General features: G+C 67.1%; 27 protein-coding genes. 20 read left to right on the forward strand and 7 right to left on the reverse strand.

Annotation, left to right across the window (positions count from 1 at the left end):
• Nucleotides 1-33 precede the first annotated feature (33 nt).
• Entirely contained in the window at nt 34-585 is a 552-nt protein-coding gene (locus BTJ49_RS09725) for a Slp family lipoprotein (protein WP_206098393.1), read from the forward strand.
• Between the two features lie 3 nt (nt 586-588).
• Here BTJ49_RS09725 and BTJ49_RS09730 read toward each other — a convergent pair whose 3' ends face one another.
• Nucleotides 589-1,497: a cation diffusion facilitator family transporter gene (locus BTJ49_RS09730; protein WP_113065201.1), complete on the reverse strand. Its 909-nt coding sequence runs from the start codon at nt 1,495-1,497 to the stop codon at nt 589-591.
• A 170-nt stretch (nt 1,498-1,667) separates the two neighbouring features.
• Between BTJ49_RS09730 and ccoN the strand changes: the two genes are divergently transcribed.
• Genes ccoN through BTJ49_RS09775 form a run of 10 tightly spaced genes read left to right on the forward strand, consistent with a single transcriptional unit; the run spans nt 1,668 to nt 9,954 of the window.
• Nucleotides 1,668-3,092, forward strand: coding sequence for a cytochrome-c oxidase, cbb3-type subunit I (gene ccoN / locus BTJ49_RS09735; RefSeq protein ID WP_113065202.1), 1,425 nt, complete (start codon nt 1,668-1,670; stop codon nt 3,090-3,092).
• A 10-nt stretch (nt 3,093-3,102) separates the two neighbouring features.
• The gene (gene ccoO / locus BTJ49_RS09740; RefSeq protein WP_113065203.1) at nt 3,103-3,717 is read left to right on the forward strand and encodes a cytochrome-c oxidase, cbb3-type subunit II; all 615 of its coding nucleotides are present in this window, start codon (nt 3,103-3,105) and stop codon (nt 3,715-3,717) included.
• Nucleotides 3,714-3,866 carry a CcoQ/FixQ family Cbb3-type cytochrome c oxidase assembly chaperone gene (locus tag BTJ49_RS09745; protein ID WP_113065204.1) on the forward strand — a complete coding sequence of 51 codons (153 nt, stop codon included), beginning with the start codon at nt 3,714-3,716 and terminating at the stop codon, nt 3,864-3,866. Before ccoO ends, BTJ49_RS09745 begins: the two co-directional genes overlap by 4 nt.
• On the forward strand, nt 3,863-4,768 hold the full coding sequence (gene ccoP / locus BTJ49_RS09750; RefSeq protein WP_113065205.1) for a cytochrome-c oxidase, cbb3-type subunit III: 906 nt from the start codon (nt 3,863-3,865) through the stop codon (nt 4,766-4,768). Before BTJ49_RS09745 ends, ccoP begins: the two co-directional genes overlap by 4 nt.
• Complete coding sequence (locus tag BTJ49_RS09755; RefSeq protein WP_113065206.1) at nt 4,765-5,058, forward strand: hypothetical protein; 294 nt, start codon at nt 4,765-4,767, stop codon at nt 5,056-5,058. Before ccoP ends, BTJ49_RS09755 begins: the two co-directional genes overlap by 4 nt.
• Nucleotides 5,055-6,488, forward strand: coding sequence for a cytochrome c oxidase accessory protein CcoG (gene ccoG, locus BTJ49_RS09760; RefSeq protein ID WP_113065207.1), 1,434 nt, complete (start codon nt 5,055-5,057; stop codon nt 6,486-6,488). The genes BTJ49_RS09755 and ccoG overlap by 4 nt, the downstream gene beginning before the upstream one ends.
• Nucleotides 6,485-6,652: a hypothetical protein gene (locus BTJ49_RS15745; protein WP_168184709.1), complete on the forward strand. Its 168-nt coding sequence runs from the start codon at nt 6,485-6,487 to the stop codon at nt 6,650-6,652. The genes ccoG and BTJ49_RS15745 overlap by 4 nt, the downstream gene beginning before the upstream one ends.
• Before the next feature lies 1 nt (nt 6,653).
• Nucleotides 6,654-9,074, forward strand: a complete 2,421-nt coding sequence (locus BTJ49_RS09765) for a heavy metal translocating P-type ATPase (RefSeq protein ID WP_113065208.1) — start codon at nt 6,654-6,656, stop codon at nt 9,072-9,074.
• Nucleotides 9,071-9,235 carry a cbb3-type cytochrome oxidase assembly protein CcoS gene (gene ccoS, locus BTJ49_RS09770; protein WP_113065209.1) on the forward strand — a complete coding sequence of 55 codons (165 nt, stop codon included), beginning with the start codon at nt 9,071-9,073 and terminating at the stop codon, nt 9,233-9,235. The genes BTJ49_RS09765 and ccoS overlap by 4 nt, the downstream gene beginning before the upstream one ends.
• On the forward strand, nt 9,232-9,954 hold the full coding sequence (locus BTJ49_RS09775; protein WP_113065210.1) for a sulfite exporter TauE/SafE family protein: 723 nt from the start codon (nt 9,232-9,234) through the stop codon (nt 9,952-9,954). The genes ccoS and BTJ49_RS09775 overlap by 4 nt, the downstream gene beginning before the upstream one ends.
• Before the next feature lie 4 nt (nt 9,955-9,958).
• Here BTJ49_RS09775 and fnr read toward each other — a convergent pair whose 3' ends face one another.
• Nucleotides 9,959-10,726 carry a fumarate/nitrate reduction transcriptional regulator Fnr gene (gene fnr, locus BTJ49_RS09780; RefSeq protein ID WP_240601800.1) on the reverse strand — a complete coding sequence of 256 codons (768 nt, stop codon included), beginning with the start codon at nt 10,724-10,726 and terminating at the stop codon, nt 9,959-9,961.
• A 145-nt stretch (nt 10,727-10,871) separates the two neighbouring features.
• Here fnr and BTJ49_RS09785 point away from each other — a divergent pair, with 145 nt between their 5' ends.
• From BTJ49_RS09785 to BTJ49_RS09815, 7 genes are all read left to right on the forward strand, one after another.
• Nucleotides 10,872-11,543 (forward strand): GNAT family N-acetyltransferase, encoded by a 672-nt coding sequence (locus BTJ49_RS09785; protein ID WP_240601801.1) that lies wholly within the window; start codon nt 10,872-10,874, stop codon nt 11,541-11,543.
• Nucleotides 11,544-11,607: 64 nt separating this feature from the next.
• Nucleotides 11,608-15,069, forward strand: coding sequence for a transcription-repair coupling factor (gene mfd, locus BTJ49_RS09790; protein ID WP_113065213.1), 3,462 nt, complete (start codon nt 11,608-11,610; stop codon nt 15,067-15,069).
• A gap of 150 nt (nt 15,070-15,219) precedes the next feature.
• Nucleotides 15,220-15,612, forward strand: coding sequence for a hypothetical protein (locus BTJ49_RS09795; RefSeq protein ID WP_113065214.1), 393 nt, complete (start codon nt 15,220-15,222; stop codon nt 15,610-15,612).
• A 117-nt stretch (nt 15,613-15,729) separates the two neighbouring features.
• Nucleotides 15,730-16,281, forward strand: a complete 552-nt coding sequence (locus BTJ49_RS09800) for a hypothetical protein (protein ID WP_113065215.1) — start codon at nt 15,730-15,732, stop codon at nt 16,279-16,281.
• A 72-nt stretch (nt 16,282-16,353) separates the two neighbouring features.
• The gene (locus tag BTJ49_RS09805) at nt 16,354-17,043 is read left to right on the forward strand and encodes a DUF4396 domain-containing protein (protein ID WP_113065216.1); all 690 of its coding nucleotides are present in this window, start codon (nt 16,354-16,356) and stop codon (nt 17,041-17,043) included.
• Nucleotides 17,044-17,099: 56 nt separating this feature from the next.
• A complete protein-coding gene (locus BTJ49_RS09810; protein WP_113065217.1) occupies nt 17,100-17,588 on the forward strand; it encodes a GFA family protein in 489 nt (162 codons plus the stop codon).
• Between the two features lie 191 nt (nt 17,589-17,779).
• Entirely contained in the window at nt 17,780-19,339 is a 1,560-nt protein-coding gene (locus BTJ49_RS09815; RefSeq protein WP_113065218.1) for a M4 family metallopeptidase, read from the forward strand.
• A 246-nt stretch (nt 19,340-19,585) separates the two neighbouring features.
• Here BTJ49_RS09815 and egtD read toward each other — a convergent pair whose 3' ends face one another.
• On the reverse strand, nt 19,586-20,557 hold the full coding sequence (gene egtD / locus BTJ49_RS09820) for an L-histidine N(alpha)-methyltransferase (protein WP_113065219.1): 972 nt from the start codon (nt 20,555-20,557) through the stop codon (nt 19,586-19,588).
• Nucleotides 20,554-21,828, reverse strand: coding sequence for an ergothioneine biosynthesis protein EgtB (gene egtB / locus BTJ49_RS09825; protein ID WP_240601802.1), 1,275 nt, complete (start codon nt 21,826-21,828; stop codon nt 20,554-20,556). Before egtB ends, egtD begins: the two co-directional genes overlap by 4 nt.
• A 153-nt stretch (nt 21,829-21,981) precedes the next feature.
• Between egtB and BTJ49_RS09830 the strand changes: the two genes are divergently transcribed.
• The gene (locus tag BTJ49_RS09830; RefSeq protein ID WP_113065220.1) at nt 21,982-22,446 is read left to right on the forward strand and encodes a GNAT family N-acetyltransferase; all 465 of its coding nucleotides are present in this window, start codon (nt 21,982-21,984) and stop codon (nt 22,444-22,446) included.
• A gap of 60 nt (nt 22,447-22,506) precedes the next feature.
• Here BTJ49_RS09830 and BTJ49_RS09835 read toward each other — a convergent pair whose 3' ends face one another.
• The 3 genes from BTJ49_RS09835 to BTJ49_RS09845 form a co-directional block, all read right to left on the reverse strand.
• Complete coding sequence (locus BTJ49_RS09835; RefSeq protein WP_113065221.1) at nt 22,507-22,926, reverse strand: hypothetical protein; 420 nt, start codon at nt 22,924-22,926, stop codon at nt 22,507-22,509.
• A 69-nt stretch (nt 22,927-22,995) separates the two neighbouring features.
• Nucleotides 22,996-25,125 carry a bifunctional 23S rRNA (guanine(2069)-N(7))-methyltransferase RlmK/23S rRNA (guanine(2445)-N(2))-methyltransferase RlmL gene (gene rlmKL / locus BTJ49_RS09840; protein WP_113065222.1) on the reverse strand — a complete coding sequence of 710 codons (2,130 nt, stop codon included), beginning with the start codon at nt 25,123-25,125 and terminating at the stop codon, nt 22,996-22,998.
• Nucleotides 25,122-25,643 carry an alpha/beta hydrolase gene (locus BTJ49_RS09845; protein WP_113065223.1) on the reverse strand — a complete coding sequence of 174 codons (522 nt, stop codon included), beginning with the start codon at nt 25,641-25,643 and terminating at the stop codon, nt 25,122-25,124. The genes rlmKL and BTJ49_RS09845 overlap by 4 nt, the downstream gene beginning before the upstream one ends.
• Nucleotides 25,644-25,729: 86 nt before the next feature.
• Between BTJ49_RS09845 and BTJ49_RS09850 the strand changes: the two genes are divergently transcribed.
• Nucleotides 25,730-26,296 carry an N-acetylmuramoyl-L-alanine amidase gene (locus tag BTJ49_RS09850; protein ID WP_113065224.1) on the forward strand — a complete coding sequence of 189 codons (567 nt, stop codon included), beginning with the start codon at nt 25,730-25,732 and terminating at the stop codon, nt 26,294-26,296.
• Nucleotides 26,297-26,299 lie beyond the last annotated feature (3 nt).

Below are 26,299 nucleotides of genomic sequence, written 5' to 3' on the forward strand. Positions count from 1 at the left end.
GCTGGCGGCACGCTCGCGCGCACAGGACCGATCATGACCCGCTTCGCCCGCCTTCTTCCGAGCCTCGCCGTCGCCACCCTGCTGGCGCTCGTCGCCGGCTGCGCGCCCGCGCCGATCTACACCGTCGCGCCCGGCACCGCGATCATCACGCCGACGCAGGTCGCACAGACGCCGGAGCAATACCAGAACCAGACGGTCATCTGGGGCGGCACCGTGGTACGCGTGGAGAACTTCAGCGACCACACCGATGTCCAGCTGCTGGCCTACCCACTGGACCGCTCGCAGCGGCCGCGCATTGCCCGCGACAAGGGCATCGGCCGCTTCATCGCCGTGCTGCCCGGCTACGTCGAACCGCTGAGCCTGCCACCGGGTTCGCCGGTAACCGTGCGCGGCACGCTGGATGGCGTGCATGCGGGCCAGGTCGGCGAAGCCAGCTACGTGTTCCCGCGCGTCAAGGTGGAACAGCACCACGCCTGGACGGCGGAGGAAATGCGCCAGGGGCACCCGAACTTCAGCTTCGGCATGGGCGTCGGGGTCGGCAGCGGCGGCCGCAGCGGGGTCGGCGTGGGCGTTGGCGTGCACTGACCCTCAGTCGTCGACGTCGGGCTCGAAGAAGCACCAGCGCACCGCGGCAAAGCGGGCACGGAAATCCCGTTCCACGGCATTGATGTCGTCGACCTGCGCGCGACCCGACGATGCCGGGCGCATGCGCGCCTTGATCGCCACCATCACCTCCGGCCCCATGTGCAGGGTCAGCAGGTTGTAGACGCACTCGACTTCCGGGCGCTCGCGCAGGAAGGCCAGCATCGTCTCGCGCTGCTTCGGCTCTACGCCGTGCCCGATCAGCAGGCCCTTCACCTCGACCGCGACCAGCACGGCGACCACCACCAGCAGCACGCCGATGGCGATGGTGCCCAGCGCATCGAAAAGCAGGTTGCCGGTCAGCATCGTCGCCAGCACCGCGAGCAGCGCCAGCAGCAACCCCAGCAGCGCGGCGGAATCCTCGCCGAAGATCACCAGCAGCTCGCTGGAACGGCTCTCGCGGAACCACTGCCACAGGCTGCGATCGCCCTGTTCTTTGCGCACTTCCTGCAGACAGCCACGCATCGAGAGACCCTCGGCGACAAGGCCGAACACCAGCACGCCGACCGCCAGCCACGGCCAGCTGAGCGGTTCGGGATGCGTCAGCTTGTGCACGCCCTCGTAGATCGAGAACACGCCGCCCACACTGAATAGCAGGATCGCGACCAGGAATGACCAGAAATACAGCGCACGCCCCCAACCCAGCGGATAGTCGTCCGAGGGCGGCCGCTTGGCCTGGCGCAGTCCCAGCAGCAACAGCCCCTGATTGCCGCAGTCGGCCAGCGAGTGCACGGCCTCGGCCAGCATCGCGCCGGAACGGGTGATCAGGGCCGCCGCCAGCTTGGCGACGAAGATCGCGAAGTTGGCACCCAGCGCCAACAGGATGACCTTCAGGGAATTGGCGTGTCCGGACATCGGTCCCCCGTAATCGCCTCGAAACGAGAATCGAGTGTAGCCGAGCCACCCGCAGGCGCGTGAACCCGGCGCCTGAAGGCTCATGCGCACGGCAATTGACCAAGATCAAGATGGCCTAGCCACCCAGCCCCTAGAGTCTCGCTCGATGCGCAATCACTTTGGGGAACCGCATGGACTCGACGAAGACCTATAACGACAAGGTCGTACGGCAGTTCACCGCCGCCACGATCCTGTGGGGCGTGGTCGGCATGCTGGTCGGCCTGTACATCGCCGCCCAGCTGGCCTGGCCCGCACTGAATTTCGACATCCCGTACCTGACCTTCAGCCGCCTGCGTCCGCTGCACACCAGCGCGGTGATCTTCGCCTTCGGCGGCAGCGCGCTGATGGGCACCGCCTTCTACGTGGTCCAGCGCACCTGCCAGGTGCGGCTGATCAGCGACAAGCTGGCGGCCTTCACCTTCTGGGGCTGGCAACTGGTCATCGTGCTGGTGGCGATCACCTATCCGCTGGGCATCACCCAGAGCAAGGAATACGCCGAGCCGGAGTGGTTCATCGACATCATCATCACGGTGGTGTGGGTGGTCTTCGCGATCGTGTTCTTCGGCACCCTGGCCAAGCGCCGCGTCAAGCACATCTACGTGGCGAACTGGTTCTACGGCGCCTTCATCATCACCATCGCGGTGCTGCACATCGTCAACAACATCGCCATCCCGGTGTCGTGGACGAAGTCCTACATCGTCTACTCCGGCGCGGTCGATGCCATGGTGCAGTGGTGGTACGGCCACAACGCCGTGGGTTTCTTCCTCACCGCCGGCTTCCTGGCGATGATGTACTACTTCGTGCCCAAGCAGGCCGAGCGTCCGATCTATTCCTATCGCCTGTCGGTGGTGCACTTCTGGGCACTGATCGCGATCTACATGTGGGCCGGCCCGCACCACCTGATGTACACCGCGCTGCCCGACTGGGCGCAGTCCCTGGGCATGGTGTTCTCGCTGATCCTGCTGGCGCCGTCGTGGGGCGGCATGCTCAACGGCATCCTCACGCTGTCCGGCGCATGGCACAAGCTGCGCACCGATCCGGTCCTGAAGTTCATGATCGTGTCGCTGTCGTTCTACGGCATGTCGACCTTCGAGGGGCCGATGATGTCGATCAAGACGGTCAACTCGCTGTCGCACTACACCGACTGGACCATCGGCCACGTGCACTCGGGCGCACTGGGCTGGGTCGGTTTCATCACCATGGGTTCGCTGTACTGCCTGATCCCGCGGCTGTACGGCCGCAAGCAGATGTACTCGCAGAAGCTGGTCGAGACGCACTTCTGGATGGCCACCATCGGCGTGGTGATCTACATCGCCGCGATGTGGATGGCCGGCGTGATGCAGGGCCTGATGTGGCGCGCGACCAACGACGACGGAACGCTGACCTACACCTTCATCGAGTCACTCAAGCAGACCTATCCGTTCTACTACGCGCGCTTCTTCGGCGGCCTGCTGTACCTGAGCGGCATGCTGATGATGGCGTGGAACACCTGGATGACCTGGCGCACTTCGCGCGAACCCGCGCCGGCGCTGATTCCCACCGCCGTGCACGCCTGAGGAGCCCGCCATGCTGCATGCAAAGATCGAGAAGAACGTGGGCCTGATGGCCGTGCTGATCGCGGTCGCGATCAGCTTCGGCGGCCTGGCCGAGATCGTGCCGCTGATGTTCGAGGCCAACGCCACCCAGCCCGTGCCCGGTCTGAAGCCGCCCGCCGCGCTGCAACTGGCCGGACGCGACATCTACGTCCGCGAGGGCTGCTACAACTGCCATTCGCAGATGATCCGCACCCTGTCGTTCGAGACCCAACGCTACGGCCACTACTCGGTGGCCGGCGAGTCGGTCTACGACCATCCGTTCCTGTGGGGCTCCAAGCGCACCGGCCCGGATCTGGCCCGCGTCGGCGGACGCTACAGCGATGACTGGCACCGCGTGCATCTGATGAACCCGCGCGACGTGGTGCCGGAGTCGAACATGCCCGGCTTCCCGTGGCTGGCCGAACGCACGCTGGACGCGAAGGAAGTCGCCTCGCACATGCGCGCGCTGCGCAGCATCGGCGATCCATACACCGACGCCGACATCGCCGCCGTTCCCGCTGCGGTCAAGGGCAAGACCGAGATGGACGCCCTGATCGCCTACCTGCAAAGCCTGGGCACGCACGGCCCGAAGGAGGACACGCCATGATTTCCGGCATCCTGACCGCCCTGCTCATGATCCTGTTCATCGGGGTCGCCGTCTGGGCCTACAGCGCACGGCAGAAGCCGCGCTTCCGCGAAGCCGAGATGCTTCCGCTGATCGAGGACACGCGCGCCACGAAGGAGGATCAGGCATGAGCACCTTCTGGAGCATTTTCGTGATGGTCCTGGTGACCATCAACGTGGTCGGCGCGGTATGGCTGCTGTTCGGCAACGCCAAGAGCGACCCGAGCGAGACCACCGGCCACACCTGGGACGAGAATCTGACCGAGTACAACAAGCCGCTGCCGATGTGGTGGATCGGTCTGTTCGTGCTGTCGGTCGCCTTCGGCATCGGCTACCTGGTGCTCTACCCGGGCTTCGGCGCGACCAAGGGCAGCCTCGACTGGAGTTCGGTGAAGCAGCACGACGCCCACGTGGCCGCGGCCAACGCGCGTCTGGAGAAGCTGTTCGCGCAGTTCCGCGACATACCGATGAACAAGCTGGTCGACGATCCCAAGGCGCTGAGCATCGGTCACAACGTGTTCGCCAACAACTGCGCGATGTGCCACGGCTCGGATGCGCGCGGCGCACGCGGCTTTCCCAACCTGACCGACAACGACTGGCTGTACGGCGGCAATCCGCAGCAGGTCATCACGACCATCACGCACGGCCGCAACGGCGTCATGCCGGCGTGGGGCGCGGTCGCCGGCGACCAGGGCGTGACCGAGTTGGCCAACTACGTGCGCGAGCTGTCCGGGCAGTCCCACGACGCCACGCTCGCCACGGCCGGCAAGGCGCGCTACATGACGCTGTGCATCGCCTGTCACGGTCCAACGGGCAAGGGCAACCAGGCACTCGGCGCGCCGAATCTGACCGACAACACCTGGCTGTACGGCGGCGACCTGGCGACCATCGAGGCCACCATCCGCAACGGCCGCAACGGACAGATGCCGGCCTGGGACAAGACCCTCGGTCCGGACCGCATCCGCATGGCCGCGGCATGGGTGCTCGCGCAGTCGCAGCAGGCCCCGGCCGACACGGCGGAGGCGGCGCAGTGATCGCGCCACGCGTATCCGCGTCGACGTCGCGTCTGCCGCTCGCGGCACGCGTCGGCGCGGTGGCGTGGCCATCGTTCTTCGCCGCCGGAGTCGCGACCATGGTGTTCTTCGCCGTCGTCGATCCCGACCGTCTGGCCACGATCACCTGGCCGACGCTGAACGTGAGTCGCGGCGTCGGCTACACGCTAGGCTTCTTCATGTTCTGGGTCTGCACGCTGGCCTCGAGCCTGTTCACGTCGCTGCTGCTGAAACCGCGCGGCGACGTTCCGGTGGATGACGAGAACGCATGAACGAACGCATTCCCCTGCAGTTAGTCGACGGCGACGAGGGCACCCTCTACGCGCGCCAGCCCAAGGTCTACCCGCGCGAGATCAAAGGCCGCTTCCAGCGCCTGCGCAACGCCGCCGTGCTGTGGCTGCTGGGCATGTTCTACGTGTTTCCGTGGCTGAACTGGGATGGCCGGCAGATGGTGCTGTTCGACCTGCCGCACCGCAAGTTCTACATCCTCGGCCTGACCTTCTGGCCGCAGGACTTCTTCTTCATGGCCTGGCTGCTGATCATGGCCGGGCTGTCGCTGTTCTTCTTCACCGCCCTCGCCGGCCGGCTTTGGTGCGGCTACGCCTGTCCACAGACGGTATGGACCGAGGCGTTCCTGTGGATCGAACGCAAGATCGAAGGCGACCGCAACCAGCGCATGCGTCTGGACAAGGCGCCGTGGGGCGCGAAGAAGTTCGCGCGCAAGGGCCTCAAGCAGCTGGCGTGGATCGCCTTCGCGCTGTGGACCGGTTTCACCTTCGTCGGTTTCTTCACGCCGATCCGCGAACTGGCCGGCGAAGTCGCGCACTTCGATCTGGGCGGCTGGGAGATGTTCTGGATCGCGTTCTACGGCTTCGCCACCTACGGCAATGCCGGCTTCCTGCGCGAACAGGTCTGCAAGTACATGTGCCCATACGCGCGCTTCCAGGGCGCGATGTTCGACCGCGACACGCTGATCATCAGCTACGACGAACCGCGCGGCGAGGATCGCGGTCACCGCAAGCGCGGCACACCGAGCGTGCTGGACTGGGCGGACAAGGAAGGTGAGCGTCCCGCGCTGGGCGACTGCATCGACTGCCAGGCCTGCGTACAGGTCTGTCCGACCGGCATCGACATCCGCAACGGCTTGCAGGTCGGCTGCATCGCCTGCGCGGCGTGCATCGACGCCTGCGACGCGATCATGGACAAGATGGCGTACCCGCGCGGGCTGATCCGCTACACCACCGAGCACGCCATGGAAGGCAAGCCGAGCCGCGTGCTGCGCGTGCGCACACTGATCTACGCGACCGTGCTGCTGCTCCTGGCCGGCGCCTTCGCCTGGAGCATCGGTCATCGCAGCATGCTGCTGGCCGAAGTGCTGCGCGACCGCAACGCACTGTGGCGCGCGGGACCCGCCGGCAGCGTGGAGAACAGTTACACCCTGAAGTTGGTCAACAAGAGCGACCAATCGATGACGCTGACCCTGAGCCTGGACGGCGACACGCCGCTGGTGCTGGTCGGCCGCCAGTATCTGGACATCGCCGGCGGCGAAGTCGCCTCCGTGCCGGTCACCCTGCGCGCGCCGGCCGGCAGCGTGCACGGCCGGCAGCGCGTGACGCTGCAACTGAACTCCACCGACCCGAACGCCTCCCAGCCCGTCGCCGACGTGACGACGGCCTTCTTCGCACCGAGTGATTCGCCATGAACACACCCACGCTTCCCTGGTACCGCGTTCCCGAGGTCTGGCTGATGATCGTGCTGCTCAGCGCGGCCGTGGCCGGCGGCATCACCACGCTGGTGATCGCCGAACGCCTGCCGGACGCGCAGATCCACAACCCGAACACGCAGGGCCGGCTGCACGGCCACTGACATGACGCAGGCCTGCTTCCACTGCGGCGAGCCGGTGCCGTCCGACTGCACCCTCACGGTGCGGGCGAACGGCGTCGACGCGCCCGTCTGCTGCCGCGGCTGCGAGGCCGCGGCAACGTGGATTCAGGGGCTGGGCCTGTCCGACTACTACCGTCTGCGCAGCGAACCCGCCGAACGCGCCGAGCCGCTGGCCGACTTCAGCGCCTGGGACCGACCGGCCATGGCGCGGCTGCATGTGCGCATGCACGCCGACGACCGCGCCGAAGTCGTGGTGCTGGTCGACGGCATGCGCTGCGCCGCCTGCGGCTGGCTGATCGAACGCGCATTGGGTGCCGAATCTGGTGTGTGCGAGGTCGGCGTCAACGCGCCGGCACGCCGGGTGCGGCTGGTGTTCGATCCGCGCGACACGCCGCTGTCGCACCTGCTCACGGCGCTGGCGCGACTCGGCTACGACCCGCATCCGCTGGACCTGGCCGCACTCGACGCGCTGCGTCAGCGCGAGAGCCGCGATGCGCTGAAACGCTTGGTGGTCGCCGGACTCGGTACCATGCAGGCGATGATGTACGCGGTGGCACTGTACGCTGGCCACTTCGACGGCATGGACGTCGCCACGCGCGACTTCTTCCGCTGGCTCGGCTTTCTGGTCACCACGCCCGTGGTGCTGTACGCCGCCCGTCCCTTCTTCGCCGGCGCGCTACGCGAACTGCGCGCGCGGCATGTGTCGATGGACACGCCGGTGGCGCTGGCCATCGCACTGATCTACCCGGCCAGCCTGATCGCCACGCTCGGCCGCGGCGGCGAAATCTACTTCGATTCGGTCAGCATGTTCGTGCTGTTCCTGCTCGGCGCGCGTTATGTGGAAATGCGCGCCCGCCATCGCGCCGGCGATCTGGTCGATGCCCTGGCCCGTCTGCAGCCCGCCACCGCCGAGCGGCTGATCGACGGCGACCGGGTGGAAACCGTCGGCGTGCACGAACTCGAGACCGGCGATCGCGTGCGCGTCAGTGCAGGCGCCGGTGTGCCCGCCGACGGCGTGCTGCTGGACGGGCCGTGCCAGGTCGACGAATCGCTGCTCACCGGCGAGTCCACGCCGCGTCGCCACGTGTCCGGCGACACGCTGATGGCCGGCACGCTGCTGCAGGACGGGCCGGTACAGGTGCGGGTGACCCAGGTCGGCGCCGATACGGTGCTGGCCGGCATCGTGCGCATGATTACCCGCGCGGCCAGCGACAAACCGGCGCTGGCGCGGGCCGCCGACGCACACGCGCGGCGCTTCGTCACGCGCACGCTCGCCCTGACCGTGCTGACCGCGCTGGCCTGGAGTGTGTTCGATCCCTCGCGCGCCTTCGACGCCGCCATCGCGGTGCTGGTCATCAGTTGCCCCTGCGCGTTCGCGCTGGCCGTGCCGGCAGCGCTGACCCGCGCCGTCGCCGTGCTCGCCCGGCGCGGCGTGCTGGTGGTCGACGGCGACGCGCTGGAACGGCTGGCTGGCGTCGACACCGTCGTGTTCGACAAGACCGGCACCCTGACCGTGCCCAGGCTGAATCGCGCACGCAGCGAGGCCGTTCGCGGCGAACTCGAGCATGCACTGCATATCGCCGCCGCACTCGAACAATCCAGCACACACCCGCTGGCGCGCGCCCTGCGCAGCGCCGCCGACGAAGCCGTTCTACCGACGGTCCACGATCGCCGCGATACCGCCGGCTGCGGTGTCGAGGGCGTGATCGACGGCGTGCGTTACCGCCTGGGCCGTGCCGACTGGACCGGCGAAAGCAGCGGCGACGAACGTCTGGTGCTGCGCGACGAACGCGGCACGCTCGCCCGCTTCGCCCTACGCGAGTGCCCACGAACCGAGGCCGCCAGCACCGTGAGCGTCCTGCGTGAAGCCGGTCTGCGGGTGATCCTGCTCAGTGGCGATCGCCGCGCGCGCGTGGCGCGCATCGCCGAAGCGCTGGGCATCGAGACCTGGCGTGCCGAGGCCACGCCGACCGACAAGCTGGACAACCTGAAACAGCTCCGCCGCGAAGGCCGTGTCGTGGCGATGGTCGGCGATGGCATCAACGACGCCCCCGTACTGGCCGGCGCCGATGTCGCCATCGCGCTGGGCAGCGGTGCGGCGCTGGCCCAGGCCAGCAGCGGTCTGTTGCTGGCCGGCGACCGCCTGGATCGGCTGCTGGACGCGCGCGCGGTCGCGCGGGAAATGCTGCAGGCCACCCATCGCAACCTGCGCTGGGCCATCGGCTACAACCTGGCCGCCGTGCCGCTGGCTGCATTCGGACTGGTCCCGCCGTGGCTGGCCGCCATCGGCATGTCCGCCAGTTCGCTGCTGGTGCTGCTGCAATCACTGCGCATCGGTCGTCATGTGTCCACACAGGCCACGACGAAGTCCGTCGCGCCGACTCCCCGCGAGGCGCTGGCATGAACGTGATCCTGCTGCTGATTCCACTGAGCATGGTGCTGCTGGGCGCCGGCGTCTGGGCCTTCTTCTGGGCGGTCAATCATGCGCAGTTCGACGACCTCGACACGCCGGCGCTGATGCCGCTGTCCGACGATGCGCACCCGGACGAGGACACGGACGCATGACCGGCGCCCTGACCATCGCCGCCGCCGCGCTGCTGGGCCTGGCCGGCTCCGGGCACTGCGCGCTGATGTGCGGCGGCATCTCGCACGCGCTGGGACTGGCCACGCAACGGCGCCCCGACGGCCGCCCCCGTCGCGCCTTGCTGCTTACCTACCAGTTCGGTCGCATCAGCGGCTACGCCCTGGCCGGCCTGCTGCTCGGCAGCGTCGGTGCCGCGCTGTACGGATGGCTGGACGACGCCACGCTGCGGCTGGGGCTGCGCGTGCTGATGGCGACGGCCTTCGTCGTCATCGGTGTCGGCCTGTGGACGGGGCGTGGCGTGCTCGACCGCATCGCCGGCACGCGCGTGTGGGCCTGGCTGTCACCGCGAATGCGTCGTCTGCTGCCCGTCGACAGCCTGCCCAAGGCCTGGATGCTGGGACTGGCTTGGGGCTGGATGCCCTGCGGTTTCGTCTACACCGTGCTGCTTCTGGCCTGGACCAGCCTGGACCCGTGGAGCAGCGCCGCCACCATGGCCGCGTTCGGTCTCGGCACCCTGCCCGCGGTGCTCGGGGTGTCGCTGGGCGCGGATTTCCTGTCGCGCACGGCCGGTGCGCATCTGCGGCGCGGTACCGCCGTGGTCATGCTGGGCATGGCAGCGCTGACGCTGGCCGGCCCGTGGCTGGCGCCGCTGGGCATGCCCGACGCCCTGTTGCCGTTCGACTGTGTGGCGCGCGGCTGACCGCTCAGGAGGACGAGGACGCGGACTTCTGCGTGTCCGTCGGCGTGTCGCCGCCGTGCGCCATCGCGCGCAGCGCATCCATGTCGCGGATGCGGACGATGCGGCGTTCGACCTCGAGCACGCCCGCCGTCTGGAACCGACCCATCAGACGGCTGACCGTCTCGATCACCAGCCCCAGGTAATTGGCGATGTCCTGCCGCGACATGCTGAGGTTCAGCTCCAGCGGATCCAGACCCAACCGCTTGCGCCGCTCGGACAGGCTGTGCAGGAAGATCGCCAGTCGCGCCGGAGCCTGACGCCGCCCCATCATCACCATGTGTTCCTGCTCGAGCGCGAACTGGTCGCTCATGACCCGGTACAGCTGCTGCTGCAGACCGGGCAGTTTCGACGCCACCACCGACAAGTCGTTGAACGGCACTTCGCACACCGTCGAGCGTTCCAGCGCCTCGGCGCTGCAGCGGTGTCGCTCGGACGGCAGCGCATCCAGCCCCAGCAGATCGCCGGGCAAATGGAAACCGAGCACCTGATGGTCGCCGTCGGGCAGATCGACATACGTCTTGAACGAACCGGAGCGCACGACGTAGAGCCTGGCATGCGAGCTGCCGGTATCGAACAGCGTCGTGCCGCGATCGGTCGGCTTGCGCTGCTGCACCAGATGGTCCAGACGGGTCAGGTCGTCGGCCCCGATCGATGCCGGCAGACACAGCTGCGCCAACGCACAGGACCCGCAGGACTTGCGCAAGGCATTGAAATCGATGACCTCTGTAGCCACAGCGGACTCCCTGACCGCGGATGCTTCCGTCACCATAACGATTTCGCGCGCATCCTGCCACGGTCGCTTGCTCGCACCTGAACGTCGCACCCTCTACATCCTCCGCCCGGTAGACACCCTCGACCCGGACCCTCAGACTATACGCATGAGTATGGTCAACGTCCTGCGAAGCGAACGCATCGTGCCCGTGCCGGCGCAGGCCACGCCCCTGCCGCCTCGCGGACGCGCCCGCTTCGGTCAAGCAGCGGACGAATCCGAGCGCGCGAAAGGCGAGCAAGTCCGTCTCGACGACGGGCGCACGCTCTACCTGCGCCCGATCCGTCCCGACGACGTCGACGCCGTGCGCCGCTGTTTTACTCGCCTGCATCCAGACGAAGTACGCATGCGCTTCATGCAGGCCATGCGCGAGCTGCCGCTGCCGCTGGCCAGACGGCTATGCACGCTGAACCCGGCCGAGGCTTCGGCCTACGTACTGATGGACGAGACCTGCAACCCCGCCGAACTGCGCGGCGTCGGCCGCATCCACCTCGATGCCGCCACCCACAGCGCCGAATTCGCGGTCCTGGTCGAGCGCGCCTGGACCGGCAAGGGGCTGGGCCATCTGCTGATGTTGCGCCTGATCGAGGAATGCAAACGACGCGGCCTCGAGGAAATCTGGGGCTACGTGCTGGTGGACAACCGGCCGATGCTCGATCTGTGCCGAGAACTGGGCTTCCGCCACCGCCTGTCGGTCGATGATCCCGGCATGCGGCTGCTCAGCCTCGCGCTCGATGGTGCGTCCGAGCCGGTTTCGCGCCCCACGGAACGCGACTGCTAGAATCATCCTCTTTCCTTTACGCGCTGGCCGCCCGAGCGACCGGCGCTGTCCTGTGTTGCCGAACATGCCCACAGCACTGATCCAGCCGCCCCTGCCGACCACCCCGAAACAGCGCCGCTTCTGGAGCGCGCCGGACGGCGCCTCGATGGCGCTGGCCGTCGTCGCCGCCGCCCGCGAGCACGAGGGACTGGTGGTCGTCGCGGTGCGCGACAACCTGCGCGCGCACCAGCTGGAGCAGGAACTGGAGGTCTTCGCCGGCGATCTTCCGGTGCTGCATTTCCCGGACTGGGAAACCCTGCCCTACGACCTATTCAGTCCGCACCCTGAAATCGTGTCGCGGCGCATCGCCACGCTGTACCGCCTGCCGACCGTGACCCGGGGCGTGCTGGTGGTACCCGTCTCCACACTGATGCAGCGCCTGGCGCCACGCAGCTATGTCGCCGGCAGCGGCCTGTCCATCCGCGTCGGCCAGACGCTGACCATCGCCGACGAACAGCAACGCATGGAAGCCGCCGGCTACCGCCACGTGCCGCAGGTTGGCGATCCGGGCGAGTTCGCGGTGCGCGGCGCATTGATCGACATCTTCCCGATGGGCGCGGCCGAGCCGTACCGCATCGAGCTGTTCGACGAGGAAATCGAATCGATCCGCAGCTTCGATCCGGAAACCCAGCTGTCCGCGCACAAGGTCGAATCGGTGGAACTGCTGCCGGCGCGCGAGTTCCCGCTGACCGATCACGCCACGCGCGATTTCCGCAACCGCCTGCGCGAGCGCTTCCCCATCGACGTGCGCCGCTGCCCGGTCTACCAGGACATCAAGCAGGGCGTCGCACCGGGCGGCATCGAGTACTACCTGCCGCTGTTCTTCGAGACCACCGAGACGCTGTTCGACTACCTCGCCGACAACGCGCTGTTCGTGCTCGGCGAACGCGCCCTGGAGTCGTCCGACGCATTCTGGACGCAGGTCGGCGAGCGCCACGAACAGCGCGCGCACGACATCGAGCGCCCGATCCTTCCGCCCGAGGATCTGTACCTGCCGCCGGACGCGCTGCGCGAACAGCTCAATCGCCAGTTGCGCGTGGAACTGGTCGACAAGGATCATGAGCACGCCCGCGCCCTGGGCACGCAACCGGCGCCCTCGCTGCCGCTCAACACGCGCGGCGAAGAGGCTGGCGAATCGCTGAAGCACTTCCTCGATGCCTATCCGGGCCGCGTGCTGATCGCCACCGATTCCGCCGGCCGGCGCGAGGCGCTGTATGACCAGCTCGGCACGTTCGGCGTGCATCCGCAGCCCGTCGACGGCTGGCGCGCATTCGCCGAGGCCGAAGGCGACGACGCGCCGAAACTGGCGATCACCGTCGCCGAACTGGAACAGGGCTTCGCACTGACCCAGCCCGCACTGACGGTGCTGACCGAGCGCGAACTGCTGGGCGAACGCGTGCGCCAGGAGCGTCGCGGCCGCCGCACCGCCACGCGCGATCCCGACACCATCATCCGCGACCTTACCGAGCTGGAAATCGGTTCGCCCATTGTGCATCTCGACCACGGCGTCGGCCGCTACCGCGGACTGACCTCGCTGGACGTCGGCGACACCGCCAACGAATTCCTGGTCATCGAGTACGCCAAGCAAGCCAAGCTCTACGTGCCGGTCGCACAGCTGGGCCTGGTCAGCCGCTACACCGGCACCGCGCCGGAACTGGCACCGCTGCATTCGCTGGGCGGCGACGCCTGGGAGAAGGCGCGCAAGAAGGCCGCCGAGAAAGTCCGCGATGTGGCCGCCGAACTGCTCGCCATCTACGCCCAGCGCGAGGCGCGCAAGGGCGCGGCGATGCCCATCGACCGCGTGATGTATGCCGACTTCGCCGCCAACTTCCCGTTCGAGGAAACGCCGGACCAGCGCAACGCCATCGAAGCCGTGCTGAACGATCTGGCCGCGCCGAAACCGATGGACCGCGTGGTCTGCGGCGACGTCGGCTTCGGCAAGACCGAAGTCGCGCTGCGCGCCGCCTTCGTCACCGCCGCCGCCGGCCGTCAGGTCGCGGTGCTGGTGCCGACCACCCTGCTCGCCCAGCAGCACTACCAGAACTTCGCCGACCGCTTCGCCGACTGGCCGATGCGGGTCGAGGTGCTGTCGCGCTTCCGCGCCAAGAAGGACGTAGACGCCGCACTGAAAGGCATCGTCGATGGCACGGTCGACATCATCATCGGCACCCACAAGCTGTTGCAGAAGGATGTGAAGTTCAAGGACCTGGGTCTGGTCATCGTCGACGAGGAACAGCGTTTCGGCGTGCGTCAGAAGGAAGCGCTGAAGAAGCTGCGCGCCGAGGTCGACCTGCTGACGCTGACCGCCACGCCGATCCCGCGCACGCTGAACATGTCGATGAACGGCCTACGCGACCTGTCCATCATCGCCACGCCACCCGCACACCGCATGGCGGTGAAGACACTGATCAGCGAATACGATCCGGCGCTGGTGCGCGAGGCCGTGCAGCGCGAACTGGCGCGCGGCGGCCAGATCTACTTCCTGCACAACAACGTCGAAACCATCGAGCGCACCGCGCGCGAACTGGAAGACCTGCTGCCCGACGCCCGCGTACGCGTGGCCCACGGCCAGATGCCCGAGCGCGAGCTGGAGCAGGTGATGCTGGACTTCCATCGCCAGCGCTTCCACATCCTGGTCTGCACCACCATCATCGAGACCGGCATCGACATTCCGACGGCGAACACCATCGTCATCGACCGCGCCGACCGCTTCGGCCTGGCTCAGTTGCACCAGTTGCGCGGCCGCGTCGGCCGCTCGCATCACCGCGCCTACGCCTACCTGATCGTACCCGACCGCAAGGCCATCAGCGCCGACGCGCAGAAGCGTCTGGAAGCACTGGCCTCGCTGGAGGAACTCGGCGCCGGCTTCACCCTGGCCACGCACGACCTGGAAATCCGCGGCGCGGGTGAACTGCTCGGCGACGAACAATCCGGCCAGATCCAGCAGATCGGCTTCGGCCTGTACACCGAACTGCTGGAACGCGCGGTCAAGGCGCTGCGCAGCGGCAAGGTACCCGACTTCGATCTCACCGCCGACCACGAAACCGAGGTCGAACTGCATCTTCCCGCGCTGATCCCGGACGACTACCTGCCCGACGTGCACACGCGCCTGACCCTCTACAAACGCATCGCCAGCGCCCGCGACACCGATGCATTGCGCGAACTCCAGGTGGAAATGGTCGACCGCTTCGGTCTGCTTCCCGATGCCGTCAAGCAACTGTTCGCGGTGACCGAGTTGAAGCTGCGCGCCACGCCGATGGGCATCCGCAAGCTCGAATTCGGTCCCGTGGGCGGGCGCATCCTGTTCCAAGAGAAACCCGAGATCGATCCGATGGCGATCCTGCGCCTGATCCAGGGTCAGCCGCGCGTGTACAAGCTCGACGGCCAGGACAAGCTGCGTATCACGCTGGACCTTCCGGGCGCCGCCGAACGTCTGCGCACCGCACACGATCTGCTGGACACGCTGGGCGCGCGCAAGGCGGCCTGATCCACACGCAGCGCCGGAATCTTGAACGCAAACTGATCCGCCGTCGCCGCTTCGCCGAATCCTGCCTGCCGCATGCGGTCCAAAGGCACGCGTGCGGTAGACCCGACGCCTGCCGTACGCGCCTCCCCCGATTCGCAAGGAGCGTGTGCCATGTTCACGAAACCAACGTCTCGTTCGCTTCCCCTCGTCCTCGGACTGGCCCTGACCGGCGTCGCCGCCGGCGCGATGGCGCAGAGTGCGCCCACCGTATCCGCCCAGGTGACGAACGGCCCCGCCATGAAGCCATCGCCGCCGCAGCCGGCCGTCTACCACACCCGGCAAGGCACGCTGATCGTCAAGAGCTCGATGCCTGCACCGCCGAAATACGGCCCGGCCCCGACCTTCGCTGCGCTGGACAGCAACCACAATGGCCGTCTGAACGCCGAGGAAGCCAATGCGTATGCACCGTTGGCCAACGACTTCCTGTACGTGAGCCACGGCACCAAGACGATCTCGCGCGGCGCCTATCGGCGGTGGGTGCACCAGCGCTCGACCACGTCCTGATCCGAGCGCGGCGAGGCCACGCGGACACGGTCGCAGTCATGGCAGCCGTGTCCGCGTGCTTGCACCCCAACGCATGAACCCGCATGGTAGGGACACCCGAACCGAGCGGAGATGCTCATGCGTCCTGCAAGCCTGTTCGCCGCATTGTTCCTGTGCGCGCCGGTACTCGCGGCGGCGCCCGCGAAACCGCCACGACCGGCCCTGCTCTCTGATCACGATCTCGGCAAGACCTGCGCGGCACCGGTCTTCCGCCAGTTCGACTTCTGGCTCGGACGCTGGCACGTGACCAACCCCGCCGGTGTGACCGTCGGGCACAGCCGTATCACGCGCATCTCGCGGGGATGCGCCATCCGCGAACAATGGTTCGGACGCAAATCGACCGGCAACAGCCTCAACTACTACGACGCCGGAACCAAACAGTGGCACCAGGACTGGGTCGGCAGTGGCGGCCAGGTACTGCATCTGCACGGTCGCCTGCAGGGCGCGTCGATGGTGCTGACCGGCACCCGCAAGGACAAGCGAGGCCATGTGCGCGACCGCATCACCTGGACGCCGCTGAACAGTGGCCGCGTACGCCAGCACTGGGAGATCTCCCGAGACGGCGGCACAAGCTGGAAGACGATTTTCCTCGGCACCTACACGCGCGCAACGACAAACGGCACGCTCTGACACCGGCCAATTCACCGCAGATTGCACGGCTCCGCGCTAGCCTGTCCGGTGGTTTTTGCAAAGGAGTCGCACATGCCTTCCTGGCTGATCCTCCTGGCCGAATGCTCCCTGGGTCTCGCCATCGCCTGCGCGGTCTGGATCGCGTGGGATATCGTCCGCGGCTATCGTCAGCACATGGCGATCATGAATCTGGTCTGGCCCATCACCGCGCTGTATGCCGGCCCACTAGCCGTGTGGAGCTACCTGCGGGTCGGTCGACGGCACAGTCCGCGGGGGCGTCGCGAAGCCGAGGATCGCGGGAAGGCCGATCGTGAACCCGGACGCCTCCAGCACGCCGCGCTGGCCGCGACGCATTGCGGCAGCGGCTGCACCCTGGCCGACCTATTGATTGAATCGGCGCTGATCGCCCTGCCGCTGACGCTCTTCGGCAGCGAGGTCGCCGCCGCGTGGACGCTGGACTATATGTTCGCGTTCGCCATCGGCATCGCGTTCCAGTACTTCAGCATCCGGCCGATGAGCGACGAGCCGCCGATGGCCGTGCTGAAGGCTGCCGTGAAGGCCGACGCGCTGTCGCTGACGTCCTGGCAAATCGGCATGTACGGATGGATGGCCATCGCGCTGTTCGTGCTGTTCCCGGCCGGACTGCCGAAGACGGGCGCGATGTTCTGGTTCATGATGCAAATCGCCATGTTGGCCGGTTTCGCCACGGCGATGCCGGTGAACGCCTGGCTGCTCAAGCGCGGCATCAAGGAGCCGATGTAGCGACTCCAGCCGCCGCGCCCGCAGCCATCCGCCCACCCCGACGACGGAGACGCGACATGAAACTGGAAGGTTCCTGCCACTGCGGAAGCGTGCGCTTCAGCTGCAAGGCCTATGCGCCGGTCCCGTACATGCACTGCTACTGCTCGATCTGCCGCAAGACAGCCGGTGGCGGCGGTTACGCGATCAACCTCGGCGCCTACGCGGAGAGTCTCAAGGTCGAGGGTCGCGAGCATCTCGCGGTCTATCAGGCCGTGATCCACGACGAGCACGGCGACACCCGCACCAGCAGCGGCCAGCGGCACTTCTGCAGGTTGTGCGGTAGCGCGCTGTGGCTGTACGACCCGACCTGGCCCGAGTTGGTCCACCCGCACGCCTCCGCCATCGACACACCGTTGTCCGAAGCACCCGAGCGAGTGCATATCCAGCTCGACTCGAAGGCTTCCTGGGTGCCGGCCCCCGAGGGGCCGCACGATGCACACTTCCCGGAGTACCCGGATGAATCGCTGCGCGAGTGGCATCGACGGCATGGCCTTCTGGACGACTGAGCGCCTCGGAAAACCTACTCAATCTGAGGAGTTGCGGTGCAGCGTGACGCTCACCGCATCGTCATGTCATGGTGATTTCGTTCGTACCGCGGAGCGCAGGGAACGCCCCGCATCAGCGACGAACAGGTCGCGGTCGTGCTGGGGAGCAGGGGGAGACGGCCGCATCTTTCGGATTGGGAGGAAATCCATACATGTTGCAGAAAAAAGTTGCCTGCGCCGTGCTCGGCGCACTGGGTATGTTCGGCCTTTCGATGGCGTCCGCCGCACCGGGGAACGTGCGCATGGGCGCGATGGGTCACGTCAACGATCGCGGCCTGGCGCAGGGCATCGGCCTGAGCGCCGATGCGTCGCTGATGCCGGCGCAGTCCGCGCGCACCGCGCACGGCACCCTGAAGACACGTGAGCACCAAATGTTCCGCGGCGTGCCCGTGTACGGCCGCAGCGTTGTCGTCGAACGCGATGCGTCGGGTGCGGTGATGAGCGTGACCGGCCATGTCGCCCACGGTCTGGGCCTCGGCCTGACTTCGATGCGTCCGGGCCTGAGCAGCGACGACGCCGTGCAGCGCCTGCGCAATCATGTCGGCCTGCTGCCGCTGGGCATCGGCGTCAACGGCGTGCGCGATGCCGACCTGCGCAACGTGCAGAGCAAACTGTTCGTCTACGCCGAGGGTGCCAAGCCGCGTCTGGCCTACCTGACCTCGTTCTTCAACGACAGCACCGGCAAGCCGATGCGTCCGATGGCGCTTATCGACGCCAACACCGGCGACGTCATCGAGAGCTGGGACGGCCTCACCACCAAGGGCAAGCCCGGTGGTGGCGGCAGCACTGGCGGTTCGCCTTCGACGGCGACCGGCCCCGGCGGCAACCAGAAGACGGGTCAGTACTTCTACGGTACCGACTACGCCGCATTGCAGGTCCAGCAGTCCGGCAGCACGTGCTACATGCAGAACGACAACGTGCAGACCTACGACATGGGCCAGAGCCGCAACCGCGTCACGCTGTGGACCTTCGCTTGCTCGTACAGCGACGGCGACGGCATCAACGGCGCGTACTCGCCGATCAACGACGCGCACCACTTCGGCGGCGTCGTGCACGACATGTACAACGACTGGTTCGGCGCCCCGCCGCTCAACCAGGTGCTGAAGATGTACGTGCACTACAACCGCAACTACGAGAACGCGTTCTGGGACGGCTCGGAGATGGTGTTCGGCGACGGCGCCAGCCATTTCTATCCGCTGGTGTCGCTGGACGTGACCAGCCACGAAATCAGCCATGGCTTCACCGAGCAGAACTCGGGCCTGCAGTATTCCGGCCAGTCCGGCGGCATGAACGAGGCCTTCTCGGACATGGCCGGCGAAGCCGCCGAGTACTATGACCGCGGCAGCAACGACTTCGAGGTCGGTGCGGACATCGTCAAGCCGGGCACCAGCCTGGGCAACGCGTTGCGCTACATGTGCAACCCGACCCAGGACGGCGCGTCGATCGACAACGCGGCGGACTACTACAGTGGCCTGGATGTGCATTACTCCAGCGGCGTCTACAACAAGGCGTTCTGCGATCTGGCCAAGACCGGCGGCTGGAACACCAAGATGGCCTTCGAGGTGTTCAAGCGCGCCAACGAGCTGTACTGGACGTCGACCGCGACGTTCAACAGCGGCGCCTGCGGTGTGGAGACCGCCGCTGACGACTACGGCTACTCGCGCAGCGACGTGACGGCCGCCTTCGCCGGTGTGGGTGTGAGCTGTCAGTAAGTCCTGTCTTCGACGTCAGGATGAAAAGGGCCGGCGCCATGCCGGCCCTTTTCTTTTGCCTCCGGCACGGCCTGCCGCGCGAGGAAGTCGAATGCAGGATGGCCTGCCCGCCCATGCGCACCGGCTGCCTTACCGTCGATCATCACACTGCAAGAAACGCGATGGTCGACGCAGACGGTGTCTCGAGGAGTGCTCGATCAAGCTCGTGACTTCGGACGCCCCTGCGTGACGCGCGGCCCCGTGCGATCAGGCCGCCACCAGATACTGCAGACTGAAGAGCTCGTCCGGATCGGTCCAGACCCGTTCGACACGCAGTCCGGCTTCGCCGACCAGTCGCGCAAAGGATTCGCGGGAATACTTGCAGCTGTATTCGACGAGGATCGATTCGCCGGCATCGAAGTGGAAGGCGCGCCCCTCGATGTGCACGTCCTGCTTACGCAAGCTGTCGATATGCGTCTCGATACGCTCGGTCTGCGGATTGAAGCGCGCCCGGTGGGCGAATCCGTCCACGTCGAAATCCGCGCCCAGTTCACGGTTGATGTGCACCAGCATGTTGAGCGTGAAGGCGGCGGTCACGCCGGCTGCATCGTTGTAGGCTGACTCGATGATCGCGGGGTCCTTGAGCAGATCGACGCCGACCAACGCCGCACCGTTCTCGCCCATTTCCTCGCGCATCTGCCGAAGCAGGCGCACCGCCTGCGAGGCCTCGAAATTGCCGATGGTCGAACCAGGGAAATAGATCACGGTCCGACGCTGTTTGCGATCCGGGATCGGCAGTTCGATGGGCTGCGTGAAGTCCGCGCACACCGGCAGCATCTGGATCGACGGATGGTCGTCGGCCAGGCGTTCGACGCTGGCCATCAGCGCGCTGCGCGAGATCTCCACCGGCATGTACGCCACCGGCGCATGCAGGTGCTCCAGCAGCAGACGTGTCTTGATGCCACTGCCGCTGCCGTATTCCACCAGCAGCACTTCGGGTCCGAGCGCATCGGCGATCTGCGACAGATGCTCGCGCATCAGAGCCAGTTCGGCGCGCGTCAGGTAGTACTCCGGCTGCTCGCAGATGCGCTCGAACAGACGCGAGCCGCGCGCATCGTAGAAGTACTTCGAGGACAACTGCTTGGGCTGTCGCGAGAGTCCTTCGAGCACGTCGCCGAGCATGTCGTCGGCACTGGGCTGGAGGTCATGGAGTTGCACGTCCAAGGCGGCGGATGTCATGCGTCGCGTCCCAGTCGGATCCCGCTGAACTGCCAGCGACTGGCGGGATAGAAGAAGTTTCGGTAGCTGGCACGAACGTGGTCGCTCGGCGTCACGCAGGAACCGCCGCGCAGCACCCACTGACCGCACATGAACTTGCCGTTGTACTCGCCCAACGCGCCCGGCAGCGGGCGGAATCCGGGATAGCTGACGTACGGGCTGGACGTCCATTCCCAGACATCGCCGAACAGCTGCAGCGGTGCGTCCTCATCGGCGTCGTCTGGCGCCGCGCACGGTTGCAGCAGGCCGCGATCGCGCAGATTGCCCTGCCCCGGATCGCGGTCGGCGGCCAGTACCTCCCACTCGGCTTCCGTGGGCAGTCGCGCGCCGGCCCAGCGCGCGAAGGCGTCGGCTTCGAAATAGCTCACGTGCGCCACCGGCGCGTGCGGATCGAGCGCGCGCAGGCCGCCGAGCGTGAAAGCGCTGTCCAGGTCCTCGCTCCAGTACAGCGGGCGGTTCCAGCCTTCGCGCTGCACCGTATCCCACCCCTCGGACATCCACAGCGTCGGCGTGCGGTAGCCGCCGTCACGGATGAACTCGATGAATTCGGCATTACTGACCGGGCGCTGCGCGATGGCGTGCGGGTGCAGCAGTTCTCGATGACGCGGCCGCTCGTTGTCGTAGGCGAATCCATGCGCCGGCGCGCCGGTCTCGACCAGTCCCTCACGTCCGCGCAGGAAGTGCTGCGGGCGCGCGCGACCTCGCGGCGGTTCGGGCAGCTCGGCATACGCGGGCAACAGCGGATTGCATGCGAACAGATGCTTGATGTCGGTCAGCAGCAACTCCTGATGCTGCTGCTCGTGGTGCAGACCGATAACCACGATCGCGGCAGTGTCCTCGTCCACGCCGGCTTGCAGTCGCTCGCGCATGCACGCATCGACGTGGCGACGGAAATCGACCACCTCCAGCAGACTCGGCCGCGTGATCAGGCCACGCTGCGGCCGCGCATGCATCGGACCGGCCGACTGGTAATAGGAATTGAACAGGTAGTGCCAGTCCGCGTGCATCGGCGCATAGCCGGGATCGCGGCAGAGCACGAATTTCTCGAAGAACCAGGTGGTGTGCGCCAGATGCCATTTGGCCGGACTGGCGTCGGGCATGGACTGTGCGACCGTATCCTCGGGCGTCAGCGTGGCGCACAGCGCCATCGTCGCATCGCGCACCCGCGCATACCGCGCGTCCAGTGCTTCGACAGGCTCCATGCCCTGGGGCGATTCGGGTTGGGCGTTCATCCGATACGCTCGCTGCGTGCATCCACCGGATGCGCGTTCGATGACCCTACCAGAGCCGCGAAGATGGCACAAAAGCCTCGACAGCAAAACGCGAAACACCTTCGCGCACGCGAACCGTTACGCTCGAAGACATCCGCAAACCGGAGCTTCGCCATGCCGCACACCCTACGCATCCGCCAGGGGCTGCTCGACGACCTCGACACCCTCGCACCGCTGTTCGATGCTTACCGCCGCTTCTACGAGCAACCGGCCGACCTCGACGCCGCGCGTCGTTTCCTCCACGAACGCCTGGCCCTGCGCGAGTCGGTGATCTTCGTGGCCGAACGCGTCGAGACTTCGGACAACCAGACACTCGGTTTCACGCAGCTGTACCCGGGATTTTCCTCGGTGGCGGCGCAGCGTCTCTGGATTCTCAACGACCTGTTCGTGATACCCGAAGCACGCGGTCAGGGCGTGGGCCGCGCGTTGCTCGAACGTGCCCGCGAGCATGCGGGCCGCACCGGCGCTTGTCGCATGACGCTGTCCACCGCCAACGACAACACCGGCGCGCAGCGACTGTACGAAGACGTCGGCTACCTGCGCGATACCGATGTGCACTACGCCCTGCCGGTCCCATGAACGACGCATAAAAGAAAAGCCCGGCCATGCCGGGCTTTTCGTGCAGCGCTGCGACGATCTTCAATCGTCGTCGTACGAATCGTCGTGACCGATGTAGCGTGTCTGGTACGGATCGCTGTAGACCGTGCGCTGTTCGTAGACCCGCTCCACCGGACGGTCGCGATAGATCACGCGAGTGCGCGAGTACGTCACCGGAGGATTGTCGTAGTACACGACGCGCGGCTGACTGGCCTCGACCACCAAGTGCGTCAAAGCGCCCAGTACCACGGCACCGGCCACCCACCGCCCCACATGGTCGCGATGGCGATGGTAGTAGTAGTGATGCCCGTATCCGCCGTGATAGCGCACGGCGTGACCGTAGTGCCCACGGTAATGGTGGTATCCGCCATGACGACCATGACCGGCGAATGCGCTGGGCGCGCAAGCCAGCGCGGCGACGGCCGCGGCGCATACGATCGATTTGAACAGGGGCGTGGTCATGTCGGTTCTCCGCAATCTGGAGTCAGCGTGGTGCTTCGCTCCTGAATCGATACTGAAAAGTGCAGGCCTTCAGGCGTGTCGCTTCAGAAGCCAGCAGCCGTGGATATCGGCGCGGCGCGCGAAGTCGAAGGGAATCGACTGCGCACTCCAGTCCTGGATCGCGAAGGTTGCCGAAAGCGCTTCCACATCCAGCTTGAATCGCCTGAAATTATTGGAGAAAACGATCACACCACCGTCCTCGAGCCGCGCCGCGCACGCCTGCAGAAGGGCCACATGGTCGCGCTGGACATCGAAGTCCTCCTCGGTTCGCTTGGAGTTGGAGAAGGTCGGCGGATCGACGTAGATCAGGCCGTAGCGGCTGCGATCCTCGCGCACCCAGGCCATGGCATCGGCCTGCGCCAGCCGGTGCGCCTCGCCGGTGAAGCCGTTCAGCGCCAGATTCTTCGAGGCCCAGTCCAGATAGGTCCCGGACAAATCCACGCTGACCGTCTCGCGCGCGCCGCCCGCCGCGGCGTACACCGAGGCCGTGGCGGTATAGGCAAACAGGTTCAGGAAGCGCCTGCCCGACGCCAGTTCGCGCAGCTTGGCGCGCACCAGGCGATGATCGAGGAACAGGCCGGTGTCGAGATAATCGGTCAGGTTGGCCAGAAAGCACAGACCGCCCTCACCCACTTCGATCATCTCGCCACTCTGATCGAACTGCCCGTACTTGGAACCGCCCTTGCCGCGACGGCGCTGCTTCACCGCGATGCGTTCGCGTGGCACCTCGAAGACTTCCGCCGCGGCGCGCACGGCCTCGCGCACACGCCCGGCAGCCACGTGCTCGGGCACATCGGCCGGCGCGCGATACTCCTGCAGGTGCAGCCAGTCTTCGTAGACATCGATGGCCAGCGCGTATTCCGGCAGATCCTGATCGTAGGCGCGGTAGCAGGTGATGCCCTCGCGCGTCAGACGCTTGCGCAGATGCTTGAGGTTCTTGCGCAGGCGGTTGGCCAGCATCTGCGCCGAGTCGGACAAGGGCTTCGGCACCGGCGGCGGAGCGTCGGCGGCGCGCAGCGAGAAGGTGACCAGCGTGGTTTCCAGCGCGCCGTTGTACAGCGCGTAACGCTTGTCCGCGCGCACACCCAGCGCACTGCCGAGCGCGGCGTCACCGCACAGCACCGCAGCGTGCCAGCCGGGATAGCGTTCGCGCAGCACCGTGCCGAGTTCGTGGTACAGAGCCGGCAGCCGTTCGCGATCGCCGAGCCGCTCGCCGTAAGGTGGATTGGTCACGATCAGGCCACCGGCATCGTCGGCCGCCGGCGGCAGATGCGCGACGTCATGGCGTTCCAGCCGCATGAACCCGGCCACGCCCGCCGCTTGCGCGTTGCGCACGGCGATGCGCAGCACGCGCTCATCGCGGTCGCTGCCGAAGAAGCAGGGACGCAGAGTCCGCAGCCCCTCCTCGGCACGTGCCTGCGCGTCGTCCTTCAGACGCTGCCACAGCGCCGCGTCATGACCACGCCAGCCGAGGAAACCGAAGTAGTCACGATGCAGGCCCGGCGCGACATCGGCCGCCATCCAGGCCGCCTCGATCAGCAGCGTGCCGGAGCCGCACATCGGGTCGACCAGCGAACCGCCCTCGGCGTAGATCCGCGGCCACTGCGCACGCAGCAGAATGGCCGCGGCCAGATTCTCCTTCAGCGGCGCCTCGCCCTGCCCGCTGCGCCATCCGCGCCGATGCAGCGGCGCGCCGGACAGATCCAGCGACAGCGCCGCGCGATTGCGCTTCAGGCGCAGGTGCACGCGCACATCCGGTCGCTCGGTGTCGACCGAGGGACGCGTGCCCAGCTCCTCGCGGAACTGGTCGACGATGGCGTCCTTGACCCGCTGCGCGGCGTAGCGGTTGTGCCGGACGGTGCTGCGCGAGACCACGGCATCCACCGCCAGCGTGCCGTCCGCCGCCAGATGCGGCGCCCAGTCGACCCCGCGCACGCCGTCGTACAGCGCCTGCTCGTCGGCGGCGTCGAACTGCATCAGCGGCCACAGCACGCGGCTGGCCAGGCGCGAATGCAGGCAGGCGCGATAGGCCATTTCCAGATTGCCCTCGACATGCACGCCGGCCAGCGCCTCGCGCGCCGATGTCGCGCCCAGGGCCAGCAACTCATCGCGCAGCAGGTATTCCAGACCGCGCGGACAACTGACAAAGAAATCGCTCACGCCGAGAGTCGCTCCAGGAAGAGGCGGAACTGCTGCTCGATCACGGCCACGTGATCAGACAGGCGATGGCCGTCGGCAACCAGCAGGGCCGGCATGCCGACGCGGTCGGCGAAGGCCAGCGCGGCGTCGGCCGGGCACAGGTCGTCGGCGAAACCGTGGATCAGCATCGACGGCACGTCGCGCGCCATGTCGAACTGCGGCTCCACGCCGGGGATGCCGATCGGCAGGGCCAGCAGGAACAGCGCGCGACACGGCGCACGCAACGAGGCCAGTCCGGACACGAACGCGCCCATGCTCGAACCGACCAGGATCGGCGGCTGCGGCGCGGCATGGATGCGCTCCAGCAGACGCTCGACGCGCGGCGCGACCGAAGCCTGCTCGCCCAGCTCGTCGCAGTCGCGGTAATCCGGCCGCTCGGTGGAATAGCCCAGCGCCTCGGCGGTCTCGGCCAGCACGCTGACCTTGGTCGCCTGTGGTCCGCTGCCGGAGCCGTGGGAAAGAATGACGTGGCCGCGCATGAGCGCTCCGATACGATGAACAGATCGCCCATTGTAGCCGCTGCCGCCGCCATGACGCGGCGCTGGCCGCATGCGACACTGCGCGCATGCCTTTGCCGCCTCCGCACATCCACGACCAGCCCCTGCCCTACGTGGCCAAGCTCGACGAGCGCCCGGCCGGCGCCGTCGATCTGGTGGTGATCCACTGCACCGAATTGCCCGATCTGGCCACCGCACGCCGCTACGGCGAAAAGGTGCTGTACGCCTCGGGCACCGGCAACAGCGGCCATTTCTACATCGACCGCGATGGCCAGGTGTACCGCTACGTGCCGGGCACGCGGGTCGCCAACCACACGCGCGGCTACAACGAGCGCTCGATCGGTATCGAACTGGTTAACACAGGCCGTTATCCGGACTGGCTCGACAGCCGCCACCAGACCATGACCCAGCCCTACACCGCCGCGCAGATCGCCAGCCTGCGCGCGCTGCTGGGGCAGTTACGGCACGACTATCCGAACCTGCGCTGGATCGCCGGACATGAGGACCTGGACACCACCCTGGTGCCGGCCAGCGACGATCCGTCGATCCAGGTCCACCGCAAACTCGACCCCGGCCCGCAGTTCCCCTGGCCGAAGGTGCTCGAAGGCCTGTCCCTGCAGCGCCTGCATCCCTGAGCG

The organism is Oleiagrimonas sp. MCCC 1A03011 (assembly GCF_003267965.1).
Taxonomy (GTDB): domain Bacteria; phylum Pseudomonadota; class Gammaproteobacteria; order Xanthomonadales; family Rhodanobacteraceae; genus Oleiagrimonas; species Oleiagrimonas citrea.